At 61.2% G+C, this 18,824-nt stretch carries 14 protein-coding genes and 1 pseudogene; 2 read left to right on the forward strand and 13 right to left on the reverse strand.

Annotated features, from left to right (window positions below; genetic code table 11):
• Positions 1–349: 349 nt before the first annotated feature.
• The 11 genes and pseudogenes from QZ378_RS07705 to QZ378_RS07755 form a co-directional block, all read right to left on the reverse strand.
• Positions 350–1,399: an aldose epimerase family protein gene (locus QZ378_RS07705; protein ID WP_291257865.1), complete on the reverse strand. Its 1,050-nt coding sequence runs from the start codon at positions 1,397–1,399 to the stop codon at positions 350–352.
• Positions 1,400–1,402: 3 nt separating this feature from the next.
• Complete coding sequence (gene galT / locus QZ378_RS07710) at positions 1,403–2,899, reverse strand: UDP-glucose--hexose-1-phosphate uridylyltransferase (RefSeq protein WP_291257866.1); 1,497 nt, start codon at positions 2,897–2,899, stop codon at positions 1,403–1,405.
• A gap of 2 nt (positions 2,900–2,901) precedes the next feature.
• Entirely contained in the window at positions 2,902–3,894 is a 993-nt protein-coding gene (gene galE, locus QZ378_RS07715) for a UDP-glucose 4-epimerase GalE (protein WP_291257867.1), read from the reverse strand.
• 37 nt (positions 3,895–3,931) lie between these two features.
• Positions 3,932–5,218 carry a galactokinase family protein gene (locus QZ378_RS07720; RefSeq protein WP_291257868.1) on the reverse strand — a complete coding sequence of 429 codons (1,287 nt, stop codon included), beginning with the start codon at positions 5,216–5,218 and terminating at the stop codon, positions 3,932–3,934.
• A 155-nt stretch (positions 5,219–5,373) separates the two neighbouring features.
• Positions 5,374–7,038, reverse strand: coding sequence for a galactoside ABC transporter permease (locus QZ378_RS07725; RefSeq protein ID WP_191379577.1), 1,665 nt, complete (start codon positions 7,036–7,038; stop codon positions 5,374–5,376).
• Between the two features lie 13 nt (positions 7,039–7,051).
• Positions 7,052–8,560, reverse strand: coding sequence for a sugar ABC transporter ATP-binding protein (locus tag QZ378_RS07730; RefSeq protein WP_291257869.1), 1,509 nt, complete (start codon positions 8,558–8,560; stop codon positions 7,052–7,054).
• Positions 8,561–8,795: 235 nt separating this feature from the next.
• The gene (locus QZ378_RS07735) at positions 8,796–10,097 is read right to left on the reverse strand and encodes a substrate-binding domain-containing protein (RefSeq protein WP_291257870.1); all 1,302 of its coding nucleotides are present in this window, start codon (positions 10,095–10,097) and stop codon (positions 8,796–8,798) included.
• A gap of 187 nt (positions 10,098–10,284) precedes the next feature.
• Complete coding sequence (locus QZ378_RS07740; protein ID WP_291257871.1) at positions 10,285–11,250, reverse strand: substrate-binding domain-containing protein; 966 nt, start codon at positions 11,248–11,250, stop codon at positions 10,285–10,287.
• Positions 11,237–12,949, reverse strand: coding sequence for a sensor histidine kinase (locus tag QZ378_RS07745; protein ID WP_291257872.1), 1,713 nt, complete (start codon positions 12,947–12,949; stop codon positions 11,237–11,239). Before QZ378_RS07745 ends, QZ378_RS07740 begins: the two co-directional genes overlap by 14 nt.
• Positions 12,946–14,229, reverse strand: a complete 1,284-nt coding sequence (locus QZ378_RS07750) for a response regulator (protein WP_291257873.1) — start codon at positions 14,227–14,229, stop codon at positions 12,946–12,948. Before QZ378_RS07750 ends, QZ378_RS07745 begins: the two co-directional genes overlap by 4 nt.
• Positions 14,230–14,492: 263 nt before the next feature.
• Positions 14,493–14,627 (reverse strand): annotated as a pseudogene (locus QZ378_RS07755) (citrate lyase subunit alpha); the annotation flags it as partial.
• Between the two features lie 24 nt (positions 14,628–14,651).
• Here QZ378_RS07755 and QZ378_RS12970 point away from each other — a divergent pair.
• Positions 14,652–14,855, forward strand: coding sequence for a hypothetical protein (locus tag QZ378_RS12970; protein ID WP_366935156.1), 204 nt, complete (start codon positions 14,652–14,654; stop codon positions 14,853–14,855).
• 9 nt (positions 14,856–14,864) lie between these two features.
• Positions 14,865–15,803 carry a site-specific integrase gene (locus QZ378_RS07760; protein WP_366935154.1) on the forward strand — a complete coding sequence of 313 codons (939 nt, stop codon included), beginning with the start codon at positions 14,865–14,867 and terminating at the stop codon, positions 15,801–15,803.
• Between the two features lie 520 nt (positions 15,804–16,323).
• Here QZ378_RS07760 and QZ378_RS07765 read toward each other — a convergent pair.
• Together QZ378_RS07765 and QZ378_RS07770 are read right to left on the reverse strand one after the other, a co-directional pair.
• The gene (locus QZ378_RS07765) at positions 16,324–17,958 is read right to left on the reverse strand and encodes an ATP-binding protein (protein WP_024724833.1); all 1,635 of its coding nucleotides are present in this window, start codon (positions 17,956–17,958) and stop codon (positions 16,324–16,326) included.
• 420 nt (positions 17,959–18,378) lie between these two features.
• Positions 18,379–18,824: low molecular weight protein-tyrosine-phosphatase (locus QZ378_RS07770; RefSeq protein ID WP_366935155.1), on the reverse strand; the 446-nt coding region annotated here is incomplete at its 5' end.

Genomic DNA, 18,824 nt, shown 5'->3' on the forward strand with positions numbered 1-18,824 from the left:
CCCAGCGGCGAGGGATTTGGGGCCGCTGGCAAGCAATTTTTTCGCAGGAATCCTGGCGGATTTCAAGGAAAAATTGTGCCGTCCAGGGGACAAAAGATCCGCCGATTGGGCATGTTGACATGTTTCAAACAAGCCCTAAGCCTGTGTCCCCTTGCAGCGGGAAAAACTGGAACTCTGACCGCACGGACTCCTGTGCCCCCGTATCCGGCCCTCTGGGGCCGCTTGAATGTTCTTATAACCCGCAGGCAGGCCTCCGAACCGGACCAGGTACAGCAGCAATTCTCCCCAGGACACTGCCTGCGTACACAGATGGCATCCGCTGGGCGGCCAGCCAGGACATCGTCACCGCCTACGGCAGGGGCGGGCACATACTCACCCGGTAGACGGTGGTGTGGCGGTAGAGCTCCCCCGCCCGGAGCACCGGGGAGGGGAAGCTGGCGTGGTGAATCGCGTCGGGCCAGCTCTGGGTCTCCAGACAGAAGGCCGACCGGGGGCCATAGGAGGCCCCGCCCTTGCCGGGGGTGCCGTCCAGGTAGTTGGCGGTGTAGAGCTGGAGGCCGGGCTGGGTGGTAAGGCACTCCAGCACCAGCCCGCCGCCGGACACCCGGGCCGCCAGGGACAGGGGGGAGACGGGGGCGGTGTGGAGGGCAAAGTTGTGGTCGTAGCCGTTGCCCAGGGCCAGCTGGGGGTGATCCATGGCCAGGCCCTCCAGGAAATCCCGGGGCCTGCGCAGGTCAAAGGGGGTGCCCTCCACCGGCAGCAGAGCGCCGGTGGGGGTGCTGTTTTCATCGGTCTGAGTGATGGCGTCGGCGAAGATCTCCACCTGCTGGCCCACCAGGGTGCCGGCGTCATGGCCCAGCAGGTTGAAGTAGCTGTGGTTGGTGAGATTGCACAGGGTGTCGGCGTCGCTTTTGGCCCAGTAGTCCAGCCTCAGCACACCGTCGGCGGTGAGGGAGTAGGTCACCCGCACCTCCAGGGCACCGGGGAAGCCCTCGTCCCCGTCCGGGCTCACGTGGGTGAGCACCAGGGAGCCGTCCACCTCCCGGGCCTGCCATACCGCCTGGTTGAAGCCCCGGACGCCGCCGTGGAGGCAGTTGGGCCCGCTGTTGGCGGCCAGGGGATAGGACTTTCCGTTCAGCTCAAAGGCGGCCCCGCCGATGCGGTTGGCCACCCGGCCCACCAGGGCCCCCAGGTACTTGTCCTGCTTCTCATAGTCCTCCAGGGTCTCACAGCCCAGGACGATGTCCCGGCTGCCGCCGGGGGCGGGGACGGTGAGGGAACGGAGGATGCCGCCGTAGGTGAGCACCTGGGCGGCATAGCCCCCCGCCCGGAGCGTCCAGACGTCCACCAGGCGCCCGTCCGGTGTGGCCCCGAAGGATGCTTTCGTCACTTCCGTCATGGCCTACACCTGCCTTAAGAAGCGGAGGAATGCGTCCTGCCCCTCGGGCGTGCGGGCGTACACGCCGGCGTGCTCCAGCACTTTGGCGAACACCAGGCCGGTCTCCTTGTACACGATATCCAGGGCGTTGTCCGCCGTGATGGTATAGCTGGGGGCAAACCCCTCCGCCCAGTCGGCGTGGGCCTCGGTCAGGGGGTCGGCCCGGAGATCCTCCCCCTTCACCAGCTTGTCCGCCACCGCCGCCAGCTCCGTTTTGAGGCGGGCGGGGAGGACGGCCAGGCCCATCACCTCGATGAGGCCGATGTTCTCCTTCTTGATATGGTGGAGCTCCGCGTGGGGGTGGTAGAGGCCCAGGGGGTGCTCCTCGGTGGTCAGGTTGTTGCGCAGCACCAGATCCAGCTCGTAGTCCGTCCCCCGCCGCCGGGCGATGGGGGTGATGGTGTTGTGGGGCTCCCCGTCCGTCTCGGCCAGGATCGTGGCGCTCTCGTCGGTGTAGCCCCGCCAGGAGGTGAGGATCCTGTCCGCCAGGTCGATGAGCCGGGCCGGGTCGGCGGCGGTGAGGCGCACCACCGACATGGGCCACTTGACGATGCCGGCCCGCACGTCCTCAAAGCCGGGGAAGGCGAAGGGGGTCTCCACCGGGGCCCTCTCCATGGCAAAGGTGTACCGGCCGCCCTGGAAGTGGTCGTGGGCCAGGATGGAGCCGCCCACGATGGGCAGATCGGCGTTGGAGCCCACGAAGTAGTGGGGGAACTGCCCCACGAAGTCCAGCAGCTTGGCAAAGCAGGCCCGGTCGATCTTCATGGGGGTGTGCACCTTGTTCAGGCAGATGCAGTGCTCGTTGTAGTACACATAGGGGGAGTACTGGAGGTACCACGGGGAGCCGTTGATGGTGATGGGCACGATGCGGTGGTTCTGCCGGGCGGGGTGGTTGACCCGGCCGGCGTAGCCCTCGTTCTCGGCGCACAGCTGGCACCGGGGATAGGCGGAGGCGGGCAGGTTGCGGGCCGCCGCGATGGCCTTGGGATCCTTCTCCGGCTTGGACAGGTTGATGGTGATGTCCAGCTCCCCGTACTGGGTGGGGGCCTTCCACTGCACATCCCTGGCGATGCGGTCCCGGCGGATATAGTTGGTGTCCTGGCTGAACTGATAGTACCAGTCGGTGGCCGCCCGGGGGCTCCGGGCATAAAGTGCCTGGAATTTTTCGATCACCTGGGCGGGCCGGGGGGTGAGAACCCCCATGAGCTTGGTGTCAAACAGATCCCGGTAGACGATGGAGTTCTCCGCCAGCACGCCCCGGGCGTAGGCGTCGTCCACCAGCGCATCCAGGATGGCGGGCAGGTCCTCCTCTGCCGTCGGCTCTCCCTCCGGCGGGGTATAGCTGTCCAGGGACAGGGCCTCCAGCAGGGCGTTCACCGCCCACATCTCCTCCGACGGCTGGATCAGTCCCCTGTCCAGGGCATAGCGCACCAGCGCCCGGATGGCCTCGCTGCGCTCCATGGTCAGCCCTCCTCAAAGCCGTGGGGGTGGCTCCTGTGCCAGGCCCAGGCGGTGGCGATGATGGTGTTCAGATCGTTGTACCGGGGCTGCCACCCCAGCACGTCGATGGCCTTCTGGGAGGAGGCGATGAGCTGGGCCGGGTCGCCCGCCCGGCGGGGGGAGATCACGGCGGGGATGGGGTGGCCGGTGACTTCCCGGGCCACGTCGATGACCTCCTTGACGGAGAAGCCCACCCCGTTGCCCAAGTTGAACACGTTGTTCTCCCCGCCCTTCAGCAGGTAGTCCAGGGCCAGGATGTGGGCCTGGGCCAGGTCGGTGACGTGGATATAGTCCCGGATACAGGTGCCGTCGGCGGTGGGGTAGTCATCGCCGAAGACGCTCACCGCCTCCCGCTGGCCGTTGGGCACCTGGAGGATGATGGGGATCAGGTGGGTCTCGGGGTCGTGGGCCTCGCCGATGGTGCCGGAGGGGTGGGCGCCGCAGGCGTTGAAGTACCGCAGGGCCACGTATTTCAGCCCGTGGGCCCGGGACACCCAGCTCATCATGTGCTCCATGGACAGCTTGGTCTCGCCGTAGCAGTTGGTGGGCTGGGTGCGGTCGGTCTCCAGAATGGGCACCCGCTCCGGCTCGCCGTAGGTGGCGGCGGTGGAGGAGAAGACGATCTTATCCACCCCGTGCTCCACCATGGATTTCAGAAGCACCATGGTGCCGTGGAGGTTGTTGTCATAGTACTTCAGCGGATCGGACATGGACTCCCCCACCTGGGAGGAGGCGGCGAAGTGGATCACGCCCTCGATGTCCTCCGCCTGGAACAGGGTGTCCAGGGCCCCCTTGTCCCGGATGTCCAGTTGATAGAACCGGGCCTTGGGGTGGACGGCGGCCCGGAAGCCGGTCTGGAGGTTGTCGGCCACCACCACATCCCGGCCCGCGTCGATGAGCTCGTATACCGTGTGGGAGCCGATATACCCGGCCCCGCCCAAAACAAGAATCGCCATATTGCATAGCTCCTTTCCAGTTGCGTATCAAATGGGATTACGGCAGGAGTACAGTGCCGCCCACCGGCCGGATGGACAGCACGTGGCAGCAGCCCGCCCCCAGGGCCTCCTCCATCCGGGCCCGGAAAGTCTCCAGGTGATCCAGGGGGACGAACGCCTGCAGGGTGCCGGCAAAGCCGCCGCCGTGGATCCGGCAGGCGCCCCGGCCCTCCAGGGCCCGCTCCGCCATGGTCAGGGCCACGGCCATGGCCTGCTCTCCCACCGCGCCGGTGGGGGTGATGTCCTGGAGCTGCTCCCAGGAGGAGCGGCCGGACGCATTGACCAGGGCGAGGAACGCGTCCATGTCCCCCCGCTCCAGGGCGTCGGCCTCCCCCTGCACCCGCCGGTCGTCCGCGTAGAAGTGGAGGGTACGGAGCACCGCCCGATCCCCCGCGGCTTTGCGCAGGGCGGGCAGGTTGGCCAGCACCTGGGCCTCGTCCACCTCCCGCAGCACGGTCTTGCCGAAGAAGGCGGCCGCCGCCCTCATCTCCTGGGGGATGGAGTCATACTCGCCGGTGAGGGAGGCGTGGCTGGCCCCCGAGTCCACAATGCACAGGGCATAGCCCAGGGCGTTCAGATCCACCGACACGGAGCGCACCACAGGCTCCGCCGGATCGGCAAAGTCGATGGCCACCGCGCCCCCCACCGAGGAGGCGGTCTGATCCATCAGGCCGCTCTGTTTCCCGAAGTAGCCGTTCTCCGCCTTCTGGCCCATCTGGGCGAGCTCTACGGCGGTCAGCTCCTCCCGGCAGAACAGGTGGTTCTCGATGACGCCCAGCAGCACCTCGCAGGCCGCCGAGGAGGACAGGCCGGAGCCGGGCAGCACGTCGGACATGGCGTAGGCATCAAAGCCGGACACCGGATAGCCCCTCCGGATGGCCTGGGCCGCCATGCCCCGCACCAGGGCGGCGGTGGACTCCTTCTCCCCCTCCAGGGGCTCCAGAGTGTCCAGTTTCACCTCCACCAGGGGCCAGCCCTCGGACTGGAAGCGGATGGTGTCGGTGCCGTTGGGGGCGGCGCAGGCCAGAAAGTCCAGATTTACCGCCGCGGCCAGCACCCGTCCGTGCTGGTGGTCGGTGTGGTTGCCGCAGATCTCCGTCCGGCCCGGGGCGGAGCAGATTGTGACGGGGGTGTCCTCCCCCGCGCCAAAGGTCTGGCGGAAGCCGTCCAGCAGCCGGGATACCCGCTGCCGGCCGGGCGCGGGATCCCCGCACATCAGGCGGGCCAGGGCCGCGTCCAGCTCCCCGGCCCCCAGCGCTTTTCGTACAGCGCCCAGTTCCTGCATAGAACTCGCTCTCCTTTTTGCGCCGGCGGACAGCCGGGCATACTTTTTGGTCGTGCCGCCGCGGAGGGCGGCAGGTTTCTCAAAGGAAGCCGCTGCAAAGCAGGCGGATGCCCATGTCTGCTCTACAGCGGCTTTTGGGATCGGTATGGAGAAAATTACTTCTTCTGGACGTACTTCAGGCAGTCCAGCATCACGGCCACTAGAATGATGATGCCGGAGAACACGAACTGCAGATTGGCGTCAATGCCCAGAACCGTGAGGGAGTAGGTCAGGGCGGTAAAGATGAACACGCCCACCACACAGCCGGAGATCTTGCCGATACCGCCAGTGAAGGAGACGCCGCCCACTACACAGGCCGCGATGGCGTCCATCTCCCAGCCCTGGCCATAAGCCGCGGAGCCGGAACCCATCATGCGGATGCACTCCAGCCAGGAACCGAAGCCATACAGCACGCCGGCCATGACGAAAGCGCCCACGGTGACCCAGAACACAGAGATGCCGGAGACGGAGGCCGCCTCAGGGTTTCCGCCCACGGCGTAGAGATTCTTGCCGAAGGTGGTCTTGTTCCAGATGAACCACACCACGATCACTGCGGCCACCGCCCACAGGATGATGGTGGGGAAGTTTCCAAGCACCTTGATGCGGGGAATGATCATATTGGGGATGGTGCTGTCAATGGCGCCGAAGGAGGTGCCCTTGGTGGAATAGGTCACCAGGCCGAAGATCACCAGCATGGTGGCCATGGTGGAGATGAAGGGGTGCATTTTGAACTTGGCGGTGAAGAAGCCAGCGATGGTGGTAAACACCGTGCACAGCACAACACATACCACCAGGGCCAGGAACACCCGCACCAGTACAGGCAGTCCGGAGAAATCAAACACATGTCCGAACACACCGCCGGTATTGGGACCGTTGTGCATGACGATGGTGGCCGCCGTCATGCCCATACCCACCATGCGGCCGATGGACAAATCCGTACCGGCCAACAGAATCAGCCCGGCCACGCCCAGCGCCAGGAACATACGGGGAGAGGCCTGGGACAGGATGTTCAGGATGTTGCTGGCTGTCAGCAACGGAGTGCCCTTCACCACGGGGGTGATGACGCACAGGGCGGCGAAGATGACGATGATGGCGATGTACAGGCCGTTGCGCAGCAGGAAGTCCCGGCGGTTGAAGGTGTACTTGTAGTTCTCCACCCGCTGTGCCATGGTCTCGCCGAAGGTAAACTTGGACATGCGCAGCATATCGATGAGATGGTACTTGTGGTCGAAAGCCGCGTGCCGGCGGTCCTTGGTCTCCTGGATGTCCTGGGCCAGCTTCATCTTGGCGTCGAACAGGCGGTTTTTCTGGACGTATTTTTCGTCCTTGATCTCCCCCTGGTCGGTGAGCTTGGCCAGGGTTTCCTGGTGCTCCTTGTTCAGCTGGGCCACCGATTTCTGGTACCGCTCCTGAGCGGCGGCGGCCTCCACCTTGGCGCTGGCCTCCACTGCCTGGTAATAGTCCTTGTCGTAGTGCTCCTTCAGATAGGCCTCAGCCTGGCTGATAAGCTGGGAAATCTGGGCCTTGTTCTGGGCCTCCACCGCCTTGGCCTTCTCCAGTGCCTTGGCATACTCCGCCCGCTTTTGGGCCTTCTCCTCGGCGGTATAGATGCGGTCCCGCTTCAGATCCTCCAGGGCGCTCTGGTACTCCAGCACCTTATCGGTTCCGTCGGCTCGGAGGGCGTCAATTTTCTGCTGGATGCCGCCCACAAATTCATCAATGGGCGCGCGGAGCTGCTCTTCCTGCTCCGCGGTCAGGATCTTTGTATTATCCGCTACCATGCGATCTCACCTCTCATAGGTATTTCGCGCTCAGGCGCAACAGCTCTTCCTGGTTGGTCTCCCTGGTGTTTACGATGCCGGACAGGCGGCCGTTGGACATCACGCCAATGCGGTTGGTAATGCCGAGAATCTCGGGCATTTCCGAGGAGACCACGATAACGGTCTTGCCCTGCTTGGCCATCTGAATGATCAACTCGTAAATCTCATATTTGGCGCCTACGTCAATGCCGCGGGTGGGTTCGTCCATCATGAATACCTGGGGAGTCCGCTCCAGCCACTTACCGAAGATCACCTTCTGCTGGTTGCCGCCGGACAGGCTGGTGATCATGTCGTCGGGGCCCATGCACTTGGTGTGCATGGTCTTGATCTCCTTGTTGGTGGCCTTCACCATCTTGGGGGTGGACAGGGCCATCCCCACCTTGTACTGATCCAGGTTGGCGATGGTGGTGTTGAAGGTGAGGTCGCACTTGAGGAACAGACCGTTGGCCTTGCGCTCCTCTGTAATAAGGGCAAATCCGTGCTCAATGGCCTGTTTGGCATTGTCGAAATTCATCAGGCGGTTTTTGAAATAGACCCGTCCCGCCGCACGGGTGCGCACGCCGAAGATGGTTTCCAAAAGCTCGGTGCGTCCGGCGCCCACCAGGCCGTACAGGCCGAAAATCTCGCCCTCCCTCACGTCGAAGGTGATGTCCTGGAGATGAGGGGCGTACTTGGTGGACAAATGCTGGATGGACAGGATGGTGTCACCGGGGGTGTTGTCCACCGGCGGGAAGCGGCTCTCCAGAGAACGGCCCACCATGGCGGCGATCAGCTCGTTCATATTGGTGTCCCGGGCGGCCTTGGTCATGACCAGGTTGCCGTCCCGGAGCACCGAGATCTCGTCGCAGATCTCAAAGATCTCGTCCATCTTGTGGGAGATGTAGATAAGGGCAATGCCCTGCTCTTTCAGCATGCGCATCATCTCAAAGAGCTTGGCCACCTCCTGCACGGTGAGGGAGGAAGTGGGCTCGTCCAGGACAATGACCTTGGCGTCATAGGAGATGGCCTTGGCTATCTCACACATCTGCCGCTGGGAGACCGACATATTCCGCATGGGCTGGGACAGGTTCACCGTCATGCCCAGCTTGCGGAAAAGCTCGGCTGCCTTCTTCTTCATGCTCCCTTCGTCCACCACGCCAGCGGAGTTGGTGGGGTAGCGGCCCAGGAACAGGTTGTCGGTGACATTGCGCTCCAGGCACTGGTTCAGCTCTTGGTGGACCATGGCGATCCCGTTCTCCAGGGCGTCCTTGGGCCCCGAGAAGCTGATCTCCTTGCCGTTCAGGAATACCTTTCCCTCGTCCTTCTGATAAGTACCGAACAGGCACTTCATCATGGTGGACTTGCCGGCGCCGTTCTCACCCATAAGTCCCATAACAGTTCCGCGCTTCACGTCCAGGTTAATGTGGTCAAGCACCCGGTTGCGCCCGAAGGACTTGCACATGCCGCGGATCGACAGGACAATATCGTCTTTCGCGTCTGCCATGTTTGATGCTCCTTTAGCAGTTTCAGCGAAACCCCTGATTCTGCCGGGAATTTTTGCAGCCCGCCGCCATGGTGCATCTGAAAAGCCGGGGCGGAGGCCGGGGCTTTTCAGATACACCATTAGGGAGAGTCTCTTCCCAGGGGAGCGCCGTGCTCCCCCGGGAAGAGATCCTTCTCCCTAACGGCGGTCTGTCATGTCACAGTTGTGAGGCGTCCCGCCTCGTTTCCCAGAGCCATTACTGGCTGAGAATGGTGGTGTAGGAAGCGGCGTTATCGGTCTTCACCATATTGATGGCAAAGGCGTCATAGCTGTCCAGGTTGGTCAGGCGGTTGGTGATGTTGCCCTCGGTCTGGCCGTCGCCGCCGATGTACTCCACGTTCAGGTTCAGCAGATCGTCGTAGTTCTGCAGCAGGGGCTGATAGGTGGCGGACAGGAAGTTATCCGCGGCGTTGTAGATGTTCAGCCACACCTTCTTCTCGGGGTGGGCGGAGGCGTCCAGCTGGTTGGACACGGGGGCGTACACCACGGTGGAGTCCAGGAAGTCCTGGTAGTTGTCCTCGGTGACGGCCACGTTCAGAGCGTAGTAGGAGCGGCTGGCCTCGTCATAGTAGTACACGTCGTCGCCGAGCACGTTGCCCGCGTCGTCCTCGGTGCCGATGCCGGTGTCCACGTCCACGCCGTCCAGGGCGTTGCGCAGCACCCGCAGGGTCAGGTAGGCCTGCACATCGGCGTGCTGGCTGATGGTTCCGCCGTAGCCGTTGGCAATGGCGGCCACCGCGTCGGCGTTGGCGTCATAGCCGAAGGTGGGGACGCTGTTGGCCTGGGACCAGGCGTTGAACATGGCCATGCCCATGCCGTCGTTGTTGGAGACCACAATGTCGATCTGATCGCCGAAGGAGGCGGACCAGGTGTTGATGGCGTTGCCGGCGGTGGCGGCGTCCCAGGTGGCGCCGGCAGAGTTCTTCATCTCCTGAGAGGCCAGCTCACGGATGGTATAGGTGGTGCCGCCCACGTCGATGGAGCCGTCCTGCACGTAGGTGGAGGTGCCGTCCAGGTTGGTGCCCACGGGGGTGGAGTCCACGTTGCCGTCCACTTCCACGGCGGTGCCCAGAGCGGAGCGCACGCCGCGGGTACGGGCGATGGAGTCGTTGTGGCCGATGTCGCCCACGGCCAGCACGTAGCCGATGATGCCGTCGCCGTTGCGGTCCAGGCCGTCAATGTTGTTCTGGATGTACTCCAGGACCATCTGGCCCTGCAGCTCGGCGCCCTGGTTGGCGTCGAAGCCCACGTAGTAGGTGTCCTCGTTGAAGCTCAGAGCGGCCATGTCCAGCTCGCCGGTGGTGCTGTTGGAGGGCTGGCGGTTGAACCACACCAGGGGCTTCTGGGCGTTGGTGACCTCGGCGGAGGGGGCGCCGGTGGCAGGGGTGGTCTCGCCGGCGGGCGGGGTGCTGCTCTCGGCGGTGGTGGTGCCGCCGCCGCAGGCGGCCAGGCCCAGCGTCATGGCAGCAGCCAGAGACAGTGCAAGAATCTTTTTCATGACAATTCTCCTTTTCCCAAAGTTCCGCAGGGTTCCTTTGTTCCCTGCACGCTACATTTTTATCTTAAGGCACTGCTAACCAAAAAACAAGGGGAAAAAACACGGAACCACGGGCAAATTTTCATTCAACTTGTATGATTTATCAAAAAATTGCACAAAATATCTGGCATAATGACCAACAATAGGACTATCCGAAGGCGAAGAGCGCCTTTTGGCTGTCCAAAGAAAACAGGTTGCTCCGATAAACGATCTGGGTGGAGGTGTCCACCATGGGGGCCAGCTCCTCCGCCTGCCCGGTGAGGAGCCGGTAGGCGCTCTCCACCCCCAGATAGCCCATGGCATAGGGGTTCTGAACCACGAGGGCGTCCACGCTCCCGGTCTGGAGGCCCTCGATGGTGGCCACATTGGAGTCAAACCCCACCAGGAACACCTGCTCCTCCAGCCCCAGCTCCTCCACCGCCTGGGCGGCCCCAACGCTGGTGGGCTCGTTGAAGGCCACCAGGACGTTGATGTCCGGGTGCCCGGCCAGCAGGGCGGCGGTGTCCTCCCGGGCCTGCTCGGCGTCCACCAGGGTGGTGATCTCGGCGGCCACGCTGGCCCGGCCGCACCGGGCCAGGGCGTCCAGCACGCCCCGCTCCCGCTCCTGGCCGTTGGCGGTGCCCTCGTCGTAGTTGACCAGCCCCACGGACAGGGGGCCCTCCACCTGCTCCAGGGCCGCCTGGGCTGCCATCTGTCCGGCGGCGTAGTTGTCGGTGCCGATATAGGTGCTCACCTGGCTGGAGTCCACACCGCTGTCGATGGACACGATGCGGACGCCTGCCTGGGCGGCGGCATCCACGGCGGGGGCGTTCTTTTCAAAGTCGATGGCGGAAAAGACCAGGGCCTCCGTCCCCGCCTCCACCGCCCGGGCGATCATCTCATTCTGCGTCTCGTAGTCCTCCTCCGTCTCCGGCCCCACGGTGGTGAGCTCCAGGTTGTACTCGGCGGCGGCGGCCTCCGCCCCGGCAAAGACGGACAGCCAGAACTCCGTCTGGGTGGATTTGGCCACCAGCGTCACCGAGTGGAGGGGGGCCGGCGGCGTGTTTGCCCCGCAGGCGCTCAGGAGCAGCAGCCCCGCCGCAAGGCCCACGGCGGCCCGTTCAGTTCTGCCCATGCTCGTCCCCCCTTACCTTGGGCATCCGGATCTCCACACAGGTACCCACGTCCGGCTCGCTGGTGATATGCAGCCCGTACTGGCTGCCGAAGTAGATCTTCAGCCGCTCATCCACGTTCCGGATGCCGATGCCCGCGTTCTCCCCGGGGGCGCGGGTCAGGATGGCGTTCACCTGCTCCTGGCTCATCCCCACCCCGTTGTCCTCCACCCGGAAGAGGATGGCGTCCCCCTCCTGGCAGATCTCCACGGTGATGTGCCCCTCGTCCACCATCAGCTCCAGCCCGTGGTTGATGGCGTTCTCCAGAATGGGCTGGAGGGTGATCTTGTTGCAGTAGTAGTCCAGGCAGTCCGGCTCCACCCGGAACTCATAGGTAAAGCGGTTTTTGTAGCGGTACTTCTGGATCTGGAGGTAGCTCTCGGCGTGCTCAATCTCCTTGGCTATGGGGATGAGCTCGTGGCCCTTGCTGATGCTGATGCGGAACAGCCGGGCCAGGGCGTGCACCATGCTGACCGCCTCGGCGCTGCGGCCCTGCTCGCACATCCAGGCGATGGAGTCCAGCGTGTTATAGAGGAAGTGGGGATTGATCTGGGCCTGAAGCGCCTTCAGCTCCGTCTTGCGCAGGTTGACCTCCTCCTCCCGCACGGTGGACATGAGCCGCTGGATGCGCACCACCATGTGGCCGAAGGAGTTGGACAGCTCCCGCACCTCCCGGGTGCCCCCCACCGGGCGGTAGGCGAAGCGGTCGGCATCCCGCTCGAACCGCTCCATGGCGGCGGCCAGTCCCCGCAGGGGGCGGCCCAGCAGCCGGGAGAGGAGCCAGCTGGTCAGCAGGGCCGCCGCCAGGATCACCGCCGCCATGGCCACGGAGAGCCGGAGCATGGCCCGCATATTCTGGTTGACCAGCTCGTCCACATAGCTGACACCCACCACCCGCCACGCGCCCCCCTGCACGCTGGACAGGGAGTAGATCACCGTGTCGTCGGCGTAGGTGCCGTCGGCCAGGGCCGCCAGGCCGGAGGTGTCCTCCGACTTCAGCCCCGCGTAGAGCAGGCGCTGCTGGGGGTGGTAGACGATGGTACCGTCCCCGCCCATCAGGAAGCAGTAGCCCCGCTGGCCGATGCCCACATCGTTGATGTAGCTGGAGATGCTGGAAAAGCTGAGATCCAGGGAGACCCAGGCGGCATCCCGCCCGGTCTCCAGCGGGGCGGTCATGGTGACCACCCATGGATAGTAGCTCTCGAAGATGCTCTCCACATGGGGCGCCGTCAGATAGGCTCCGTTGCTGGCCATGGCTCGCACCGGGTCAAAAGAGAGGTTCTGGAGGATGTCATCCCGGGGCTCCCGCTCCAGGGCCCAGCAGTCCGTCAGCTCCCCGGTCTCCGAATAGCTGGTGATGGCCACCACGTCGGGGCGGAAGAGGAGAAAGGCGGAGAGCAGCCTGTCCCGGTCGTCCGGCGCCTCCGCCATGGCCTGCTCCACCCGGTCCATGGCCTGCTCCATACCCTGGAGATAGCTGCCCACGGTGTTGGACACCTGGGACACCGCCTGGGCAGTGCTGGTGCGGGCGCTCTGCACCATGGCGCCGCGGTAGCGGTTGAGAAACAGCAGGATGCAGCAGCACAGGATGATGGCCACCACACTCACCACCACAGTCACCAGGATGGTGGTGGTAGGCAGACCCCGGTATCTCCGCTTCAAGCGCCCTCACCCGTCCTTTCCGCGCTCAGCCGGCGGCGCATGGCGTTGGGGGACTCGCCGCAGTATTTTTTGAAGCAGTAGCTGAAATAGTGCTGGTCGGTATATCCGCAACGGCGGGAGATCTCCTGAAGCTTCAGCTCGGTGCCGGTCACCAGCTCCCGGCCCGCCTCCATCCGCCGGCGAATCAGGATATTGATAAAGGTGTCGCCGGCGTATTTCTTGATGCAGGCGCTCAGGTGGTTGGGGCTCACGTCCAGCATCCCGCTCAGGGACACCAGGGAAAGGTCTGCGTCCATGTACCGCTGGTCCAGCAGCTCCAGCGCCCGCTGGCACAGCAGCTCTCCCCCCTGGACAGCGGGGGAGAGATCCCGGATAAACTGGGCGCCCTCCCCGCTGTGCTCGCCCTGGCGGAGGGCCTCCACCGCCTCCCGGTAGGCCCCGTGGAGGCTGGCCAGGGAGCGCACCATCCGGCTGATTCCCATGCGGCACCGACCGTCCAGGGCCCGCCGGGCCATCTGGGGAAGCTCGTCGGCCAGGATGTGCAGATACTCCTCAAAATCCGAGGGATTGCCCAGCAGCACCGTCACCACCTTGCCGCCGGAAAAGAAGCTGACGCTGCGCAGGTACTTGGCGGCCAGCCGGTCAATGGAGGCCGCGAAGGAGGGGGTGGTGCGGTTGGCGCCCTCCCTGCTGAGAAGGGTGGACACCATTACGGTATAGCACGGCCTGTCCTCCACATCCCGCAGCAGCCCCACCTCTCTGGCATAGGCCTCCAGCTGGGCCTCCGGCTCCGGCTCGGCATAGCCGTCCAGCACCAGGGGCATCACCTCGGCGGCGCGCACCTTCTGCTCGCCCCCCACCGGGCCGGACTTGCGGAACAGGGCGTACTGGGCATCGATCTTCTGGCGGATGGCGCGCAGCTCCTTTCCCAGGCCCTCGATGGTCAGGGGCTTGAGCATGTAGCTGATGATGTTGTACTGGATGGCCTGCTGGGCGTAAGCGAAGTCATCATAGCCGCTCAGGAAGGCGATGTTGGTGGCCGGGCGCACCTCCCGCACCTGTCTGGCCAGCTCAATGCCCGAGATAAAGGGCATCCGGATGTCGGTGAGCAGCAGATCCGGCTCGTATTTTTCCACCAGCTGGAGGGCGTCCAGCCCATTGCCGGCACTGCCCGCCAGGCGGAAGCCCAGTTCCTCCCATGGAATCATGGTGCAGACTGCCTCCCGCAGTTCGTCCTCGTCGTCCGCGACAATCACCGTATATAAGGTGGCTCCCGCCATATTGTACGCCCCTTTCCGGAGGGGCAGAGGAACCCGCTCCGATTTGACTGCTTGTATTATAGCAGATTGCATACTGCTCTACAAACCCTTCCTGTGATGCGGAACAAAACGGAACGTCCTATGGGAGAGAAACCTGCGCGAGACACGCCGCAGTCAAATTGCTTCTCACCCCATGTTTCCGCTTGATTTCCAGATAGGGGATGACGTACATAGTGTGGTCCTTCATGGCACCGGTGTACAGCTTTTTCAGCTTGGCGTTCATCTACCGCCAGCTTGGCACCTGCCGCTGTGTCCGGATGTCCTCCCAAAGCTCCTATAATTACCCCGTTAGACGCTGTCAGGACATTGACATCAAAGTTTGTATCCACCTCTGCGGCAGAGAAAATCATCACATCCAGCTCATAGCAAAGAAGGCGATCACCATGGCAAAGAAACGGGCCAGCGGCGAAGGGAATATCCGCAAGCGGAAGGACAGCCGGTGGGAGGGGCGATATACCGCTGGCTATGACTCCAAGACCGGGAAGCGGATCATCCGAAATGTGTTGGGCAAAACCCAGGCGGAGGTCAAGGAGAAGCTCAAGGCGGCACTGGAGGAGGTCAAGGGCATCGATGTAACCCGCTTTTAGGCCTGCACCGTGGCCACCTGGCTGCGGACCTGGTATGAGCTTTACGCCAAGCCCAACGTCCGCACCGCCACAGCCAACCGCTACGAGCTGATCATTGAGCACTACACTATTCCCCGCATCGGGAGTGTCAAGCTGAAGAAACTGACCACCCGGCACCTGCAGAAGCTCTACAAAGAGTTATTAGAGGACGGCAGAATACACATCGGAAAGAACCAGGACAAGGGGTTAAGCACCACCACCGTTCGCAGCGTTCACCTGATGCTCCACTGTGCCCTGGACCGGGCCGTAAAGGAGCGGCTGATCCAGCGGAACCCCAGCGAGGACTGCATCGTGCCCAAGCCCCGGAAGCTGGACATGAAAATCCTGCCGCCGGAGCACATCCACGCCTATCTGGAGGCCGCCAGGGCTCGAGGGCTCCTCCCCATGTTCTATCTGGAGTTAGCCAGCGGCCTGCGGAAGGGGGAACTGGTGGCCCTGCGGTGGGAGGATGTGGACATCCAAAACAGGACGATCTCGGTGAGCAGGCAGTATGTCCGCAACCCGGACGGCTCCCTGGAACTGACCCGGCCCAAGACGGAGAACTCCGTCCGGCTGGTGTCCATCCCCCAGGCAGCGGTGGAACTACTGCTCCAGGAACATGAGAAGCACCCGGACAGCCCCTATCTGTTCCCCTCACCCCTTACCGGGGAGATGTACCATCCGGACTCAGTCGTCAACCTACATAAGAAGATCCTGAAGGACGCCGGACTGGAGGATATCAGGTTCCATGATCTCCGACACACCTTCGCCACCACAGCCCTCCAGAACGGTGTGGACGTCAAAACGGTGTCCTCCATGCTGGGGCACTACGACGCTGGCTTTACCCTGCGCACCTACACCCACGCCACACGGCAGAAGCAGGACGAGGCCGCCCAGACCATGGGCAGCATCCTGGGTCAAGTCATATAAGAGAGTAAAAGGCAGCAAAAAACCGGGCGGGAAGTCAGATCTTCCCGTCCGGTACTCGTTTGTCCTTTCCTGCCGTTTCGGCGTGTGGGTCGCGGTGTGGGGCAGAAATTTGGGGCCACACCGCAAAACAACTATTTGCAACAAAAAATCCCCGAAAACCGAAGTTTTCAGGGATTTTTGAAATTGGACTCCAATCTGGATATTTTCAGATCCTGCGAACGGTTCCGAAAGTGCACCCAACCGGCCTTCTGGCTGGCGGCGCTTTTGCGCCGTACAAACGTTTTGGCCGAAGGCCAAAACCTTGGCGCAGGGCAACTTTATTTCGCCTGAGCATGTAAAATCTCTCTCGGTATCCATAAAAATAACCACACCTGACGGTGTGGTTATTTTTATGGAACATCGCAACACTATAGATACCAGCTTTCAGACTTGCATTTAAAACCAAACTACTGTAATGGGGATGAAAAGAAATGCTTTTGAATGCGACCGAAATGAAACCCAAGTCGCATTCCAGTCGTATTTAATTATGTGTACTCGAACCAAAATCATTTGCAAACCATTTTGCACCGCGGTTTTTTCCCTTACAATATACGCGATTTTCCTGCCGAAGTTCACGCATGAGAACCTGTAACTGATTCCGGCTTTGCCCGGGTAACACCTGTTGTAATTCCTTGAATGGCGTTCCGTACTCGCCGCTTTCGCGGATGTGCTTCAGTAGCAGTTCCTTGTTTGTTTCACGATCCAAACCAACGATCCGCGTATGTACACCGGATTTTCCAACTGCGGCATATAGGCTGCGCACCAAAACATATCTGTTGCGGCCGATATGCTCTACTAATCCCAGATTCTCCAAACGTTTTAAGTTCTGCCTGAGATTCTGAGGAATGCTTTCTGCATGATACATTGCGTTAATTACCAAAAAATCGCCAGTGGTCAACGACTCCATCCGCTCATCGCCTATGCGGTTAATGAGCGATAACATTTTTTCGTCCAGCACCATACCGTTTAGAGTTAATTTTACGAAATCTTGATCTGTGCCTGTGAAATCAGGCAGTTGTTTTGCCTCCTTAATGCTCCACTCATACATCAAGTTCATACCCTGACCAGAGCGCTCAACCAGACCACAAAGCGCTAAAATTTCAGCAATACGGCGGTTTCGTGGCGATTGCCGGTCCAGGATATTTTCAATCGTAATTCCATTTGGAAAGCCTCCTGGACTCTCTACTACAAGCCGATCTTGGTACTGCCGGATAAACACGCTCCCCCCCATTTGATAATTCCGGTGACTCACTGCATTCAAGATCGCCTCACGAACAACGCGTTCGTTAAATGTTGGAATATCATAAACAAAAAAACCTTCCTGATAGTGTTGCTTATCGTTACGCAGATTAATAAGCTCCCACAAACGGTTATAGCAAGAAAAAAATCCTACCCGAAATTCCTCTCTCTGATTTGCTGGGCCAGAGGCATTTGACGAGCGGTACTCAAAAACGATTTCAGCTTGTGGCAAAAACTTTCCGAGCGCTGTTCGTTTACCAAATAACGCCAGTGCCGCATATGTAATTCTGTCCTCATCAATAACGGCTTCACAGTCTCGCAAAAGCTGTTCTTGCGAAAGACTCATTATCCGACGGTTACCGCTCTTTTCAGCCCATTTGTTACGAAACTCGTCTACAGCAGACGGATCTAAATCATCAAGAGTTGCCCCGACGCAAATAGTGCCAGAAAAATCGATCCCTGCCTCCGCATAAATACGTCGCCGAATGGTTTCTGGCATAGGAATCAGACTATCTCCTTCGTACCACCAGGCAACGCCATCAGCCTGCACAGGCAGGCCAACTGGTCGACCTGCTATCTCAAATACTAAAACACGCTTACCCTCGTGTTCATAAACTTGAAAGTCAACCATAATGTGCAGCTTATCGATCAAACCCTTACGTGTGCGTTCGGGCTGTTCAAATGCTTGGCTGCCCACAACTTGTCTAGGGCGTTTATCTGAAATACCAAAGACAAGTTTTCCCCCGCCACAGTTTGAAAGCGCACAGCAGCAACGAAGTGCTTCTCCAAAATCAAAACGGTTCTTTGCCTCCTTAAACTGAATCCCTTCACCCTCCTGAGCTTCCATCAATTCTCCAAGCGTCATAGGGGTATACACTTTGGCCTCGTCTCCTTATGTATTGGTTTATTTGAATGCTATCCTATTATTATGACTTTTATTATAGCAAGGTTTTGTTCTTTCTACAATCGATTTCTGTCCGGCATTTCCAGACCTTTTCCTTACCTCGAGGTCAGATGTACAACTGCAGGTTTCTTTTGCACCTTGACCATACATGACCTCCCAAGTCCCGAGAAATTCCAATGTCGATCAGGCACGAAGCCAGTTTTTTATCACGTCTGCTGCCCTTATTGCATCGGTGCGGGCCTTCGTCATATCAGTAAGGCTGATATAATCGCGCTGATCCACACTCATGATGGCTACCGGCACATCCTGAACCGTGATAAATGTTGTTTTCTTAGATTGGCTTATACTTTTCCCACCACTTCTCCTTGACTGCTATATGAAACAAATGCTACTCTATGCTAAGATATCATTGCTGAGGTGCCCTGTCAATTCTCGAAACAGCCCTTGGCAACCGGCCAGTACATCCCGCCAAGCGGTGTCGAAGTCATTAGTGTACCAGGGGGCGGCTACCTCCTGATCCGGGTGGCCGGCGTATTCCATCAGGAGGTGCATCTTGTCGTTGAAGTCGCCGCCGCAGATGCGATACATGTTGCGGAGGTTGGCCTGATCCATTCCAATGAGCAGGTCGTACTCCTCGTAGTCGCGGTTGCGGAGCTGCCGGGCGGCATGGCCGCCGCAGGCGATATCGTGCTCCGCCAGCTTTCGCCGAGCTGGCGGGTAGACCGGATTGCCTAGCTCCTCCCGGCTGGTGGCCTCCGAGGCGATCTGGAACCGGTCCTCCAGTCCCGCCTTTTTCACCAAGTCCTTCATCACATACTCGGCCATCGGGCTCCGACAAA

Origin of the sequence: Flavonifractor sp., from assembly GCF_019422385.1 — a bacterium.
GTDB lineage: Bacteria > Bacillota > Clostridia > Oscillospirales > Oscillospiraceae > Flavonifractor > Flavonifractor avistercoris.